The 12926-nt window shown below is 62.8% G+C and carries 14 protein-coding genes; 6 read left to right on the top strand and 8 right to left on the bottom strand.

Annotated features, from left to right (window positions below; all coding sequences use genetic code 11):
- The first annotated feature begins 61 nt into the window (after positions 1-61).
- Positions 62-955 (top strand): LysR family transcriptional regulator, encoded by an 894-nt coding sequence (locus QF039_RS14375; protein WP_087694998.1) that lies wholly within the window; start codon positions 62-64, stop codon positions 953-955.
- On the opposite strand, the gene QF039_RS14370 is transcribed toward QF039_RS14375, so the two are convergent.
- From QF039_RS14370 to QF039_RS14360, 3 genes are all read right to left on the bottom strand, one after another.
- The gene (locus QF039_RS14370; RefSeq protein ID WP_177042158.1) at positions 956-1531 is read right to left on the bottom strand and encodes a DUF1349 domain-containing protein; all 576 of its coding nucleotides are present in this window, start codon (positions 1529-1531) and stop codon (positions 956-958) included.
- 72 nt (positions 1532-1603) lie between these two features.
- On the bottom strand, positions 1604-3106 hold the full coding sequence (locus QF039_RS14365) for an APC family permease (RefSeq protein WP_307519018.1): 1503 nt from the start codon (positions 3104-3106) through the stop codon (positions 1604-1606).
- Positions 3103-4365: an aspartate aminotransferase family protein gene (locus QF039_RS14360; protein ID WP_178964964.1), complete on the bottom strand. Its 1263-nt coding sequence runs from the start codon at positions 4363-4365 to the stop codon at positions 3103-3105. Before QF039_RS14360 ends, QF039_RS14365 begins: the two co-directional genes overlap by 4 nt.
- 224 nt (positions 4366-4589) lie before the next feature.
- On the opposite strand from QF039_RS14360, the gene QF039_RS14355 reads away from it, so the two are divergent.
- On the top strand, positions 4590-5774 hold the full coding sequence (locus QF039_RS14355; protein ID WP_307519015.1) for a DUF2252 domain-containing protein: 1185 nt from the start codon (positions 4590-4592) through the stop codon (positions 5772-5774).
- A 140-nt stretch (positions 5775-5914) separates the two neighbouring features.
- Here QF039_RS14355 and yghX read toward each other — a convergent pair whose 3' ends face one another.
- Both yghX and QF039_RS14345 read right to left on the bottom strand, forming a co-directional pair.
- Positions 5915-6802 carry a YghX family hydrolase gene (gene yghX / locus QF039_RS14350; RefSeq protein ID WP_063029644.1) on the bottom strand — a complete coding sequence of 296 codons (888 nt, stop codon included), beginning with the start codon at positions 6800-6802 and terminating at the stop codon, positions 5915-5917.
- A gap of 44 nt (positions 6803-6846) precedes the next feature.
- A complete protein-coding gene (locus QF039_RS14345; protein ID WP_307519010.1) occupies positions 6847-7341 on the bottom strand; it encodes a PaaI family thioesterase in 495 nt (164 codons plus the stop codon).
- 118 nt (positions 7342-7459) lie between these two features.
- Here QF039_RS14345 and QF039_RS14340 point away from each other — a divergent pair, with 118 nt between their 5' ends.
- Positions 7460-8014 (top strand): YceI family protein, encoded by a 555-nt coding sequence (locus QF039_RS14340; protein WP_087695009.1) that lies wholly within the window; start codon positions 7460-7462, stop codon positions 8012-8014.
- A gap of 3 nt (positions 8015-8017) precedes the next feature.
- Here the strand turns inward: QF039_RS14340 and QF039_RS14335 are convergent, their stop codons facing one another.
- Positions 8018-8908 (bottom strand): DMT family transporter, encoded by an 891-nt coding sequence (locus tag QF039_RS14335; protein ID WP_102369215.1) that lies wholly within the window; start codon positions 8906-8908, stop codon positions 8018-8020.
- Positions 8909-8999: 91 nt separating this feature from the next.
- Between QF039_RS14335 and QF039_RS14330 the strand changes: the two genes are divergently transcribed.
- On the top strand, positions 9000-10328 hold the full coding sequence (locus QF039_RS14330) for a PLP-dependent aminotransferase family protein (protein ID WP_307519006.1): 1329 nt from the start codon (positions 9000-9002) through the stop codon (positions 10326-10328).
- A 330-nt stretch (positions 10329-10658) separates the two neighbouring features.
- Here QF039_RS14330 and QF039_RS14325 read toward each other — a convergent pair whose 3' ends face one another.
- On the bottom strand, positions 10659-11090 hold the full coding sequence (locus tag QF039_RS14325) for a nuclear transport factor 2 family protein (RefSeq protein ID WP_307519004.1): 432 nt from the start codon (positions 11088-11090) through the stop codon (positions 10659-10661).
- A 255-nt stretch (positions 11091-11345) separates the two neighbouring features.
- Between QF039_RS14325 and QF039_RS14320 the strand changes: the two genes are divergently transcribed.
- Both QF039_RS14320 and QF039_RS14315 read left to right on the top strand, forming a co-directional pair.
- Complete coding sequence (locus QF039_RS14320) at positions 11346-11816, top strand: RidA family protein (protein ID WP_003215091.1); 471 nt, start codon at positions 11346-11348, stop codon at positions 11814-11816.
- 6 nt (positions 11817-11822) lie between these two features.
- Positions 11823-12545, top strand: coding sequence for a CPBP family intramembrane glutamic endopeptidase (locus QF039_RS14315; protein ID WP_087695013.1), 723 nt, complete (start codon positions 11823-11825; stop codon positions 12543-12545).
- A gap of 6 nt (positions 12546-12551) precedes the next feature.
- On the opposite strand, the gene QF039_RS14310 is transcribed toward QF039_RS14315, so the two are convergent.
- Positions 12552-12917 (bottom strand): hypothetical protein, encoded by a 366-nt coding sequence (locus QF039_RS14310; RefSeq protein WP_003215095.1) that lies wholly within the window; start codon positions 12915-12917, stop codon positions 12552-12554.
- Positions 12918-12926 lie beyond the last annotated feature (9 nt).

Below are 12926 nucleotides of genomic sequence, written 5' to 3'. Positions count from 1 at the left end.
AAGCTCCCTCGCCACAGGTTATTCTCCCACTCGGTCTGCCCATTGATCATAAGAGGCTGCAATGCAAACTTCCGGCGTAGACATCCGTCAACTCAAGGCCTTCGTGGTGGTGGCCGAGGAGCTCAGCTTCGTGCGCGCCGCGACCCGTCTGCATGTCTCGCAACCGGCGCTGTCCCAGACCATCCGCCAGTTTGAGGCGCTGCTGGACGTACAACTGTTCCAACGCAACACCCGCAACGTAGCACTGACCGAAGCCGGCCTGGCCTTGCTGGTAGAGGCGCGGGAAATCGTCAATGGCGTAAGCCGCCTGGTACGCACCGCCCACGAACATGCACGCGGCGTACGCGGCTCATTGAATATCGGCTTCCTGATCGGCGCGGGTGTGGACTTGATGCCGCAAATCCTCAGCGTGTTCGCCAGGCGCTACCCGGAGATCGAACTGGTGGTGCGCGAGTATGACTTCGGCTCGCCCCATGCCGGGATCGACGAGGGCATGGACGTATCGGTGCTGCGCCCGCCACTGGGCCTGCCGGACATCGAGTTGCACACTCTGGTGACCGAACCCTGCGTGGCGTGCCTGGCGTCCAGCCACCGGTTGGCCGGGGAGAGCAGCGTGAGCATCTACGACGTGCTGGATGAGCCGATCATTGCTGCACCGGGAGTGGGCGTGTGGCGCAGTTTCTGGACCGCCGACGCGTACCGCGATGGCCAGCCGGCGCGGATCGTCCATGAAGCTTCGACGGTGGAGACCGAGTTGCAGGCGGTGGCGTCGGAGCGCGGGATCAGTATCACCGCGCTGTCCACCGCACGTTTTTATGCACGGCCCGGCCTGGCCTTCCCGGTGATCAGCGATATGCCGATGTGTGAAGTGGCGGTCGCCTTGCCGCCACAACCGAGTGTGGCGGCGCGCAACTTTGCCGAGTTGGCGATGGAAGTGGCGAGCAGCCGGGGTTAGTCAGGACAGGTCGTGCAGGGATTTGCCGTTGGGCGCACTTACCTGAAGCTCGGAAAACTCCACCTCCAGCCCGCCACGTTCCGGCGTGCAGCAATAAGGCCCCACCTGATACGACGCAGCCACGGGGAACGGCGCCAGGCGCACCAATGGCCAGCTCACACCATCCACCGACACCTGCACGCGCAGCACGCCCTTGGCCACGGTGGCGCGAATCCAGAACGCCTCGGGATCACCCGGGAACACACCGGTGGCCCAGTCCGACACACCATCGGTCAATACGCTGCTCAACAGCGTCACACCGTCGGACAGCTCTGCACCGATCTTCACCCAATGCGCTTCATCCACCCGCACCATCAACCCGGCCTGGTCATACAGGTGGGTAAACGCGCTGTGGATCTTGACCTGGGCGGTGAAGTCACCGTCGGTTTCAACAAACAGGAAATGCCCGTTGTCGCGCACAAAACCATAGTGGGTTTCGCGCCAGAAATCGGTGCTGGCATCGGTGCGCACCTTGAGGCGCTGGCCTTCTCGGCTCCATTGCTGGGGTTGATTGAGCCAACTGGCCTGTTCAAACATCGGGAAGCTCCTTGAAGGTGACAAGACAAAACCCCGGCGTCCGGGGTTTTGTTGTTTGGCTGCAATCAGCGGCTAGTGGTCGAGCAATTTGCCGCTCGGCCCGGCGGTGCCATTGTTAAGGCGCGTGCGCAGCGAAAACAACCACCACAGCACGCCGACCCCGAGTGTAACCCCGGTGGTGATGGCGCCGGTGTGGCTTTCTTCGGGCACGCTCAGGGTCAGGATCACCGCGATGGCCCACAGGCCGCCAAGGACGATCATCGGCAACAACCACTTGCCCAGGCTGAACACACCCGCAGGCGCCCCCGGCATCCGGCCATTTTTATAGGCCAGGTACGCGGCAATCAGCGTCAGCAGGTAGGTGCAGTAGTAGGTCAGGCCGACCATCGAGTAGATCGCCGTGACAAACCCGCCGCTCGCCAGGTTCAGCAGCACGGCAATGGCGGTGATCAACACGATGGCGGCGACCGGCGTACCGAAGTGCGGGTTGATCTTCGCCAGCACCTTGGAGCCCGGCAGCATGTTGTCCCGGGACAGGGCGAAGGTCATGCGCGTGGCCACCGCCATGTTGGCGATGAGGCAGGCGAGGATCGAGGCGAAGGCGATCACGATCATGCCCACGCCGGCGGCGTTGCCCAGTTGCAGGCGCACGATATTGATCACCGGGTTTTCGCTGTGGCTGAGCAGCTCGCTGACCGACCCCGGGATCGCAATGCTCAGCAAGGCGAACACCACGAAGCCCAATACACTGGACACCAGCACCGCTCGCAGCATCGCCCGGGGCGCGGCGCGGCGTGGGTCCTTGGTTTCCTCGGACAGGTCGGCGGCGCCCTCCCAGCCCAGCAGCACCGAGACCGGCAGCAAGGTGGCGAGGGCGAGGGTGGTGAAGCTGAGGGTGCCGCCGCTCACCGGTTGTGCCGAGGTCAGGATCGCCACGCCCTGGGTGTGCTCGAAGAAGAAAAACACCCCGAAGAACAACGCAATCGCCAGCAGCACCGTGCCGATGATTTCGATGATCGCGCCGATGTCGTTGATCCGCGTGGCCAGGCGAATCCCGCAGATGTTCAGCAGGCCTACCACCAGCGTGGCACCGATGCTCAGGCCCTGGATCTGGCCCTGTGTCGGGTTGGCCCAGATCTCCGGCGCGAACACCGTGCCGATGGCCGCCGAGGTGGCGGCTGTACCGGCGACAAACGAGGTGAACGCGACCCAGCCGGTAAACCAGCCGAAGTGATTGCCCGCCAACCGGCTGGACCATTGGTAGGCGTAGCCGGTAAGCGGAATGCGCCCGGCCAGGTGGCAGTAGACCATGACGATGCAGCACACCAGCGGGATCACCAGCAGCCACAAAAGGATGCCGATACCGCCGACGCGGTTGAACGGGTCGGCGAACAGCGTGACCACCCCGGTGTTGATCGAGACCATGGAAAAGGCCAGGGCAAACGAGGTGAACGAACTCATGGTGCGGTGCATCTTTTGCTCGTAGCCGAGGTTGGCCAGGTCGGCGTCGTCGCTGGACAGCGGGGCCTGGGCATTCGGCGGGGCGGTCACGGTGTTTTCAACGAATGTGCTCATGGCCGTTGCTCCTCGATGATGCCGATCACCTCGTCCAGCACGTCGAGGGCCTTGGCCAGCAACGGGCGTTCGATATCCAGAGGAGGCTTGACCTTGATCAGGTTACCCAGCCCGGCGTAGCGGCTTTCGCCAAACAATACGCCGCGCTCCACCCCAAGGCGATACACCTCCTGGGATTCCCGGCAGGCCGGTTCCTTGGTGGTGCGGTCCTTGACCAGCTCGATGGACGCCATCAGCCCGGGGCAGCGCACGTCGCCGATCAGCGGGTGGCGGGTTTGCATGTCCTTGAGGCGGGCGGTGATGTAGTCGCCGGAGTCGCGGGCCTTTTCGCAGAGGTTGTCGGCGACGATCGCTTCCACCGTGGCGTAGCCGGCGGCCAGCGAGACCGGGAAGTGGCCGAAGGTCAGGGCTTCTTCACCTTCGTCGAACCACTTGAGCTTGTCATCGGCGAGGATCCCGGCCAGTGGGAAGCCGCCGCCGACGCCTTTGCCGAACACGATGATGTCGGGCAGCACGTCGTAATAGTCCGCAGCGAACATCGTGCCCATGCGCCCGAAACCGGTCTGCACTTCATCAAAAATCAGCAGCACGCCGAGGCGGTCGCAGATCTCGCGCACGCCTTTGTAGTAGGAGCGGGGGAACTCGATATGCCCGCCATTGCCCTGGATCGGTTCCATCATCACTGCTGCCACGCCACCGTCGACGCCCTTGAGGATGGTTTCTTCCAGCAGGCCAAGGCACAGCTGCGACTCGGTTTCCGGGTCCATGCCCAGGCGCGTGCGGTACGGGTTGGGGTGGGGTACGCGGGTGAAACGTGGCTGGATCGCCAGGAACGGATTGTTCGGGTGTGGCCAACTGGCGCCGAGGGTGGCCAGGGAGCGGCCGTGGTAGCCGTCCTGCAGCACCAGCAGGTTCTGTGCGCCGGGGCGGTTCTTGAAAGCCAGTTTCATCGCCATTTCACCGGCGAGGCTGCCATGCAGGGCAAAGCCCATCTGGTTGAGGGTGCCCGGGGAGACTTCCCGCAGCTTCTTCACCAGCCGGGTGTGGGCCGGTGAGCCAAAGTTGGGGCGGATGTGAGTCATTTCGCGCAATTGCGCGACGGCGGCTTCCACCACCCGGGGGTCATTGGCCCCCAAATTGTTCGACCAGGCCTGGGCGGTACAGTCGATGTATTCCTTGCCCTGGTCGTCCCATACCAGCGAGCCTCGGGCCTTGACCAGGTTGATCTTGGCGGGTGCGGTGTTCATCACTTCATTCATCTGCGTTATCTCTTTTGTTAGGGCGGCAGTGTTTGGGGATGTGTGCAGTTAGGGTTGTGACTCGCTGCATCGAGTTGACCCGATGCTAGTGCCGGGGACGGGAGGAATAGAAAGACCGATTGCAGTGGGATTGATTGGCGTGGCTTATTAATAGAATCCTCTGAAACAAAATGAAACATTTGTCGCGGGCCAGCCTCTACCGTATCTCCACGACGAGTACCTCTATGAAAATTCCGCGTCCCTCTTCGCGAATGCCCCACCTCACGCAACTGCGCAACCTGAAGATGGCGCGCTCCGCCCACGCTTATGTGCGGGGCAGTACGATTCAGTTTTACGAGTGGCTGCACAGCCAGCGCGGCCGGCGCTTGCCCCACGGACCGGAGATCTGGATCTGCGGCGACTGCCACGCCGGTAACCTTGGGCCCACGGGCGATACCAAGGGCCGGATCGATATGCATATCCGTGACCTTGACCAGGCGGTGATCGGTAATCCGGCCCATGACCTGGTGCGCCTGGCCTTGTCCCTGGCCACCGCTGCGCGGGGTTCGGACCTGCCGGGGGTGACCACCGCCCGCATGCTTGAAGAGATGATGGTGGGCTACGCGCAGGCGTTTAAGGACAAGCCCGACGAGGCACCGCCGCGCCCGTCCCAGGTCAAGGCCGGGATGCGCAGTGCGGTGGAGCGCACCTGGAAGAATCTGGCTCGCGAACGTATTGAAAACACCCGGCCGACGATTCCATTGGGCAAGCATTTCTGGTCGTTGTCGCGGGCAGAAAAGTCAGCCCTTGAAACGTTGTGCGCGTCGGATGAAATCCACCGGCTGGTGACTTCGCTCAAAGGCCGCTCCAACGATGCTGAGGTTGAGTTGCTGGACTCGGCCTATTGGGTCAAGGGTTGCAGCTCCCTTGGATTGCTGCGTTATGCGGTGTTGCTGGGAGTAGGGGACAAGTCTGATCAGGAATACTGCCTGCTCGACATCAAGGAAGCGGTAGGCGCTGCGGCGCCGCGTGCGGCCCGGGCAAAAATGCCTCGGGATAACGGCCGGCGGGTGGTGGAGGGCGCGCGGCACCTGTCACCGGCGTTGGGGGAGCGGATGTTGGCCACGCGGTTTCTGGATCACGGGTTTTTCATCCGCGAACTGCTGCCCCAGGACATGAAGCTGGAGCTGGATGAGCTGAGCGAGATTGATGCGATGCACGCGGCCGGGTACCTGGCGCGGGTGGTCGGCGTGGCCCATGCGCGGCAGATGGACCGGGATACGCGCAAGGACTGGATGGCGCTGTTGCAAGAGAACCGCTCCAAGCAACTGGATGCGCCTTCGTGGCTCTGGACCAGTGTGGTGCAGTTGGTGGGGAGCCATGAGGAAGGGTATTTGAATCATTGCCGGCGGTATGCGCTGGAGCACTGAGCTCAAGAACGCTGAAAGTCCCCTGTGGGAGCGGGCTTGCTCGCGAAAGCGGTGGATCAGTCAAATATCTGCTGACTGACACACCGCTTTCGCGAGCAAGCCCGCTCCCACATGAGTTGGGTGGTGTTTTGGAGGGCGGGTTACACCAGGTATTTCTTGAACCAGCCCAACGTCCGCTCCCACGCCAGATTCGCCGCCGCCTCGTCATACCTCGGCGTCGAATCGTTGTGGAAGCCGTGATTGGCGCCCTTGTAGATAAACGCCTCATAGGTCGTGCCGGCCGCCTTCAACGCTTTCTCATACGCCGGCCAGCCCTCATTGATCCGCGTATCCAGCTCACCGTAATGCAACATGATCGGTGCCTTGATCCGTGGCACATCCTTGGCTTCCGGCTGGCGCCCATAAAACGACACCGCCGCACCCAGTTCCGGATAAGCCACGGCCGCCGCATTCGTCACGCCGCCGCCATAACAGAACCCGGTAATGCCCACCTTGCCGGTGCTCGCATCGTGGTGCATCAACCATTCGATGGCCGCGAAAAAGTCGTTCATCAGCTTCTCGGGATCGACTTTCTGTTGCAACTCCACGCCTTTCTCATCGTTGCCGGGATAGCCGCCCACCGAGGTCAGGCCATCCGGCGCCAGGGCAATGAATCCGGCCTTGGCCAACCGACGGGCGACGTCTTCGATATACGGGTTCAACCCCCGGTTCTCATGCACCACCACCACCGCCGGCACCTTGCCGCTGGCCTTGGCCGGGCGCACCAGGTAGCCGCGCACCGTGCCGTTGCCCTTGGGTGACGGGTAGGTGATGTAGTCGGCGACGATATCCGGGTCGGTGAATTTCACCTGCTCGGCCAGGGCGTAGTTGGGGCTCAGGGCGGCGAGCAGGGCGGAGGCCGTCAGCCCGCCGAAGGTGAACAGTGCTGCGCGGTCGAGAAATTCCCGGCGGTTGATCTTGCCGTGGGCGTAGCCGTCGTAAAGCTCCAGCAGTTCAGGGGCGAAGTCTTTGGCGGTCAGACGAGTCATCGGTAGCGTCCTCGATTAGCGGTGGGACTGAATGTAGACCAGTATCAGGCTTCCCGGCGATGGGCCGCGGCGGCCAGTTGCCCGGTGTCGACCCGTACGAAGACCGAATCGCCAATCGCCGTCAGCACGCCATCGGCGTACACCTCGCACACCACGCGGCTTTTGCGCCCCACGTCACCTTCGACTTTCGCGCGCAAGGTCAGCGGCACGCCCATCGGTGTCGGCTTGATGAATTTGATTCCCAGGTTGCCGGTGACGCAGTCGATACGCGGCAGGCTGCCGGGTTCGCGTTGCTCGGCCCGGTAGTGGTAGGCCATGGCGGTCCAGTTCGAGTGGCAGTCCACCAGCATCGCGATCAGACCGCCATAAACCAGGTCTGGCCAGCCGCTGTATCGGGCGTCGGGCTGGTGCTCGGCGATCACGTGGATGCCGTCGGCGTCCCAGCGGCTCTTGATGTGCAGCCCGTGGGGGTTGCTGCTGCCGCAGCCATAACAGACGCCTTCGGGGGCGGTGGTGTCTTGCAGGGAAAGCGCGGGCATCGTGGCTCCTTGTTGTTTGAGTTCCGTCGAGGCACGAGCCTAATGCCAGGCGCGTGAATAAATCCAGCGCCTACGCTGTTAGCAGTGCACAGCGTGTTCATTCCCGGTTGAGAATCCCATGAAATCTCGATTGCCAGCGGTCTTCCTTGCCTTCGCCACCTTGTCTAACGCGTACGCCGTGGAATACACCGACGTGAATCCGACGGCCAGCACCATCAGCTTCACCTATGACCAGATGGGCCAAGAGGTGTACGGCACGTTTGGCACCTATTCGGCGACCCTGAATTTCGACACGCAAAACCCGGCTGCCGCCAGCACCGTACTGACCATCCAGCTGCCGAGCATCAATGCCGGCAGCGACGACGCCAACACCGAACTGCCCAAGCCCGGTTGGTTCGACATGACCACCTACCCGGTGGGCACCTTCACCTCGACCCACATCACTGACCTGGGCGACAACCGTTACCTGTTCAGCGGCAACCTGACCCTCAAGGGCCAGACCCGGCCGGTGGAGGTCAAGGTGGCCCTCAAGGAGCAGAGCGGCATTGGCATATTCGACGGCGAATTCGTGCTCAAGCGCGACGACTTCAGGATCGGCGCGGGGGAGTGGGCGGACAGCGTGGTGTCCAATGCGATTGTCATCAAGTTCAAGATGGTTGCGCCTGAACGCTGATGGTCAGCGGGCGAACTTCTTGGCCCCCGCCACGCACGCAATCACCGCGACGGTCACCCCCAGCATGCCCAGGCTCACCTGCTCATGCAGCAGCGTGGCCGCCAGTGCCAGGCCGAAAAACGGTTGCAGCAATTGCAATTGCCCGACGGCGGCAATGCCGCCCTGGGCCAGCCCGCGGTACCAGAACACAAACCCGATCAGCATGCTGAACAGCGACACATAGGCCAGGCTCAGCCAGGCCGGCAGGCTGATGCTCACGAAAGTGCCCGGGGCGAGGATCGCCGTCAGCGGGGCCACAATCGGCAGCGAGATCACCAGCGCCCAGCAGATCACCTGCCAGCCACCCAGGGTGCGTGAGAGCCTGGCCCCTTCGGCATAACCGAGGCCGCACACCAGGATTGCCAACAGCATCAGCAAATCCCCGGCGGGCGCAGCGCTCAGGCCCTGGGCAACCGCGTAGCCCACCACCAGCAGGCTGCCCAGGATCGAAAACAGCCAGAACACCAACTTGGGCCGCTCGCCGCCGCGCCATACGCCGAAGACCGCAGTGGCTAAAGGCAGCAGGCCGACAAATACGATGGAATGGGCACTGGTGACGTACTGCAAGGCCAGTGCGGTGAGCAAAGGAAAGCCGATCACCACGCCCAGCGCGACGATTGCCAGGGGCAGCAACTGACTGCGGGCCGGGGTTTTTTCCTTGAACAGCCACAGCAGGCACAGGCCGAGCAGGGCGGCGATGGTGGCGCGGGCGACGGTCAGGAATACCGGATCGAACTCCAGCACCGCCAGGCGCGTGGCCGGCAGCGAGCCGCTGAAGATCACCACGCCGATCAGACCGTTGATCCAGCCGCTGGCGTTGTTTTCCCGGGTGTTGAGGTGGGTGGTTCGTTCCATGAGTGTAGGGCTCGATAGGGATAAGTTGCGTCCTGCGCATCCTATGATTCACTATCAAGACAATCAAAAAATTGTCATGGATACATCGCCTATGCCCCGCGCCCGCTACAAGACATTGGTGGACACCTTCGCCCGGGATATCCGTTCGGGCGCGCTGGCGGCGGGCACCCGGTTGCCGACGCACCGCCAGTTGGCCGCCAGCCATGGCCTGGCGCTGGTCACGGCCAGCCGGGTATACACCGAGCTGGAGGCCATGGGCCTGGTCAGTGGTGAAACCGGGCGCGGAACCTTTGTGCGGGAAATCGCGTTGTCGCCGGGGCAGGGCGTCGGCCAGATCGCGGTGGCGGCGGGCATGATCGATCTCAACTTCAACTACCCGTCGCTGCCGGGCCAGACCGACCTGCTGCGCACCGCATTGCGCCAGTTGGCGTTGTCCGGCGACCTGGCGGCGCTGCTGCGCTATCAGCCTCACGCCGGTCGGCTGCATGAGCGGGCAGCGGTGGCGCGTCATCTGCTGAGTCGTGGGTTGACGGTGCAGGCCGAGCAGGTGCTGATCGTCAGCGGTGCCCAGCATGGGCTGGCGGTGACCATGATGTCGCTGCTCAAGCCCGGCGATGTGGTGGCGGTGGATGCGCTGACCTATTCCGGGTTCAAGGTGTTGGCCGAGACGCTGCACCTGGAAATCGTTGCGATCCCGGTGACCGCGACGGGCCCCGACTTGGCCTTTCTTGAACAACTCTGCGCCCGGCGCCCGGTACGCGCCGTGTACAGCATGCCGACCCTGCATAACCCGTTGGGCTGGGTGATGAGCATAGAGCAGCGCGAGCACCTCGTGGCGATTGCCCGTCGGCATGACCTGATCCTGATCGAGGATGCTGCCTACGCGTTTTTAGCCGAGGACCCGCCACCGCCCGTGGCCGAACTGGCGCCGGAACGCACGGTTTACGTGTCGGGGCTGTCCAAGAGCGTCGCCACCGGCCTGCGGGTGGGTTACGTGGCTGCGCCGCTGCCGTGGATGGCGGCGCTGGAACGTACGGTCATGGCCACCACCTGGAACACCCCGGGGGTGATGACCGCCGTCGCCGTCGCGTGGATCGATGACGGCACGGTGCTGCAACTGGAAGCGCAAAAGCGTGAAGACGCCCAGGCGCGCCAGGCGGTGGCCGATGAGGTGTTGGCGGGGCTCACTGTGATCCGCCATCCGTCTTCGTATTTCTTGTGGTTGCCGTTGCCGGAGGATGCCCGCGCCGACCAGATCACCATGGCGCTGGCCCGGGAGAATATCTCGGTGTCCACCGCCGAGCCGTTTGCCGTCTCGGCCCACGTGCCCCATGCCTTGCGTGTGGCGCTGGGTTCGGTGGACCGGGAGGTGCTGCGCGAGGCGTTGGTGAAAGTGCGCTGGGCGGTGGAGGCGTACTAGATCGCGCTTGAGATTACTGTGGCGAGGGAGCTTGCTCCCGCTGGAGTGCGCAGCGCTCCCAAAGATGTTGGGGCCGCTACGCAGCCCAGCGGGAGCAAGCTCCCTCGCCACAGGGCAAGCATCTGTCGCTATCAGAATCGGCCCACGTGCCCCATGCCTTGCGTGTGGCGCTGGGCGGTGGAGGCGTACTAGGGGGCCGGATCGTTCCCACGCTCTGCGTGGGAACGCCGCCTTGGACGCTCCGCGTCCCGCTGTAGATTTGCGCGATAGTGACGCAGAGCGTCACCGGATGCATTCCCACGCAGAGCGTGGGAACGATCCAGGCGGGACTCAGAACTTGTAGGCCTGGCGCCCGATCAGCAGCCATTTGCCTTTCTGCTTCTGCCAGACCTGGAAGTTTTCAATTTCGGTGGGCACCTCGACGCCACTGTTCACCGCCTGCGCGGAAAAGTGGTTGCGCACCAGGGCGGTGTCGCCATTGAGGGTGATGGTCTGTTTCTGCATTTCCAGGGTCTTGAAACCACTTCTGCCGGTTTCAATGTCGGCGATAAATTCCTGCTTGTTCTGGACCTTGCCGCTGGAATGGCCGTAGGTGAGGTTGTTCGCGGTGAGGGCCTGCAGTTGCGGGATGTCCTTGTGCAACATGGCCTGGGTCAGATGATCGACCGCAGCGGCTACATCCTTGTCAATTGCGGCGGGCGCGGCGGCCGCGTAGCCGCTGAACAGGCACAGAAAACCAATCAGAACCTTGACGTTTTGCATGGGTGTTTCCTTGTTGTTGTGGGTACCGGGACGACTCGGATTGTGTTTTTAAGTCGTCGTACAACCATGCCGTATTTACCGGGATCAAGGAAAGTGAAATTTGTTCTTGGCTAGAAGATAAGCGCTGTTTGCCAGTATTAGTTGTCGTATCACTTGCGAAATAGCGGTCGGCACTTCCCGTGGAAATGGCACATGGCTATGCTGTGGCCGGCGACTTCATGGCGTGGATTCGCAACGACTGAGGAAAACAAAAAAATGACACCGGATCAAAAGTATGCGGCGGCCATGGTGCGCCTGGGTTATCAACTCAACGAGTTCAAGATCGGCGGCAACTACACGCCGCTGCTGAGGGACGGCAATCACGTCTACATCAGCGGCCAGATTCCGCGGGTGGGTGACGCCATCGTGTTGCCCGGCAAGGTCGGCGAAAGCCTCAGCCTGGCCGACGCACAGATTGCCGCGGGCGTCAGCGCACTGCGTTGCCTGGGCTTGCTCAAGCAGGCACTGGGTTCGCTGGACCAGGTCAAGGCGATCCTCAAGATCAATGTGTACGTGCGCAGCGCGGATGACTTCGACCAGCAAAGCGAAGTGGCCAACGGTGCGTCGGACCTGTTGAACGAGATCCTGGGGGCCGCAGGATCCCATACGCGCACCTCGGTGGGCGTGCTGCAATTGCCCAAGGGCGCGGCCGTGGAAATCGACATGATCGCCGTGGCACGGGACTGAAACCGGGTGATCGCCGAGGCGTTTGCGGTACTGGTCCACTATGGAATCTACCTGCTCCCGGGACTGATCCTGTTTGGCCTGTGGTTTGGTCTCACGCCAAAAACATTGCCGGGCTTGCGCATCGTTATCCTGCTGCTGGCCTTTGTGCTGATGCGCGATGCGATGACGCCACTGGGCATGTGGTCGCTGAGCCGCGAGGTGCAGATCGAGTTCACGGCCAACCCGTGGGTGCTGGCCGCGCTGGGCGGGTTATCCCTTGGGCTGATTGCACTGCTCGCGCGCCTGGCACCGGAGTTGTGGCAACTGACGGTGCTGTTCAAGGGCAATCGTTGGGCGGGCCTGGCGCTGGGCCTCGGGGCCGGGTGTCTGATCGGCCTGCCATTGCGGCTGTATCAAGGCATTGAGCCGGTTTACTGGGCCTGGCTGATGGGCATGCTGGTGCTTGCCTACTGCGCCAATGCGCTGGAAGAGGTGCTGTTTCGCGGCTTCCTGCAGGGCTATCTCGAACAGCACGTTACGCCGCTGCGCGCGGCGTTGCTCAGCGGGTTGGCGTTCGCCGCGTGCCATTCATTTCTGGCGTTGAGCGTGACGCAACTGGGCTGGCCAGTGTTGGCCTTTACCCTGATTGAAGGCGTGGCCTGCGGGCTGGTGCGGATGCGCTACGGTGTGGTGGCGGCGACGGCCACCCATGGCACGGCGATCTTGCTGATTGCCGTGCCGATGGTGTGAACCGTCTCAGGCCTGTACATCAACGCCGATGTGGGCCTGGAGCCAGTCTTTGTAGACCGCGATGTTATCGGTCGACTGGTCGCCATTTTTCGCGGTGACAGTCTTGCCGTCCAGGCGCCCGATATCGAGCAGGTACTGAAGACCGTTGGCCACATGGGTGGCGTCGCTTTTGCTGAGTGACTGAACATCGGGCAGTTCGACGGCGTTGCCTTTATCGTCGAAGGTCGCCCATGAAGGGTTGGCCCTGGCGGTGGCAACGGTTTGCGCGGTCGAGCGCACTTGCTCCTGATAGCTGGCTTCCAGCTTGGTCTTGATCTCGGGCGTGGCGTTGGTGACTTCAATCCTCCCGGCCCGCAGGGTGCCGTTTTCCATGGATTGTGT

The sequence above is a fragment of the Pseudomonas sp. W2I6 genome, assembly GCF_030815935.1.
In the GTDB taxonomy this organism is placed as follows: Bacteria; Pseudomonadota; Gammaproteobacteria; order Pseudomonadales; family Pseudomonadaceae; genus Aquipseudomonas.
This window is presented reverse-complemented; position numbering and strand designations above follow the sequence as displayed.

What these genes read in the sequence shown, in the direction of transcription:
- QF039_RS14355 (WP_307519015.1), top strand. Translation starts at nt 4,590, where the DNA reads ATGAAAATTCCGCGTCCCTCTTCGCGAATGCCCCACCTCACGCAACTG.
- QF039_RS14370 (WP_177042158.1), bottom strand. Translation starts at nt 1,531, where the DNA reads ATGTTTGAACAGGCCAGTTGGCTCAATCAACCCCAGCAATGGAGCCGA.
- QF039_RS14325 (WP_307519004.1), bottom strand. Translation starts at nt 11,090, where the DNA reads ATGCAAAACGTCAAGGTTCTGATTGGTTTTCTGTGCCTGTTCAGCGGC.
- QF039_RS14320 (WP_003215091.1), top strand. Translation starts at nt 11,346, where the DNA reads ATGACACCGGATCAAAAGTATGCGGCGGCCATGGTGCGCCTGGGTTAT.
- QF039_RS14360 (WP_178964964.1), bottom strand. Translation starts at nt 4,365, where the DNA reads ATGAATGAAGTGATGAACACCGCACCCGCCAAGATCAACCTGGTCAAG.
- QF039_RS14335 (WP_102369215.1), bottom strand. Translation starts at nt 8,908, where the DNA reads ATGGAACGAACCACCCACCTCAACACCCGGGAAAACAACGCCAGCGGC.
- QF039_RS14340 (WP_087695009.1), top strand. Translation starts at nt 7,460, where the DNA reads ATGAAATCTCGATTGCCAGCGGTCTTCCTTGCCTTCGCCACCTTGTCT.
- QF039_RS14345 (WP_307519010.1), bottom strand. Translation starts at nt 7,341, where the DNA reads ATGCCCGCGCTTTCCCTGCAAGACACCACCGCCCCCGAAGGCGTCTGT.
- QF039_RS14310 (WP_003215095.1), bottom strand. Translation starts at nt 12,917, where the DNA reads ATGGAAAACGGCACCCTGCGGGCCGGGAGGATTGAAGTCACCAACGCC.
- QF039_RS14365 (WP_307519018.1), bottom strand. Translation starts at nt 3,106, where the DNA reads ATGAGCACATTCGTTGAAAACACCGTGACCGCCCCGCCGAATGCCCAG.
- QF039_RS14330 (WP_307519006.1), top strand. Translation starts at nt 9,000, where the DNA reads ATGCCCCGCGCCCGCTACAAGACATTGGTGGACACCTTCGCCCGGGAT.
- QF039_RS14375 (WP_087694998.1), top strand. Translation starts at nt 62, where the DNA reads ATGCAAACTTCCGGCGTAGACATCCGTCAACTCAAGGCCTTCGTGGTG.
- yghX (WP_063029644.1), bottom strand. Translation starts at nt 6,802, where the DNA reads ATGACTCGTCTGACCGCCAAAGACTTCGCCCCTGAACTGCTGGAGCTT.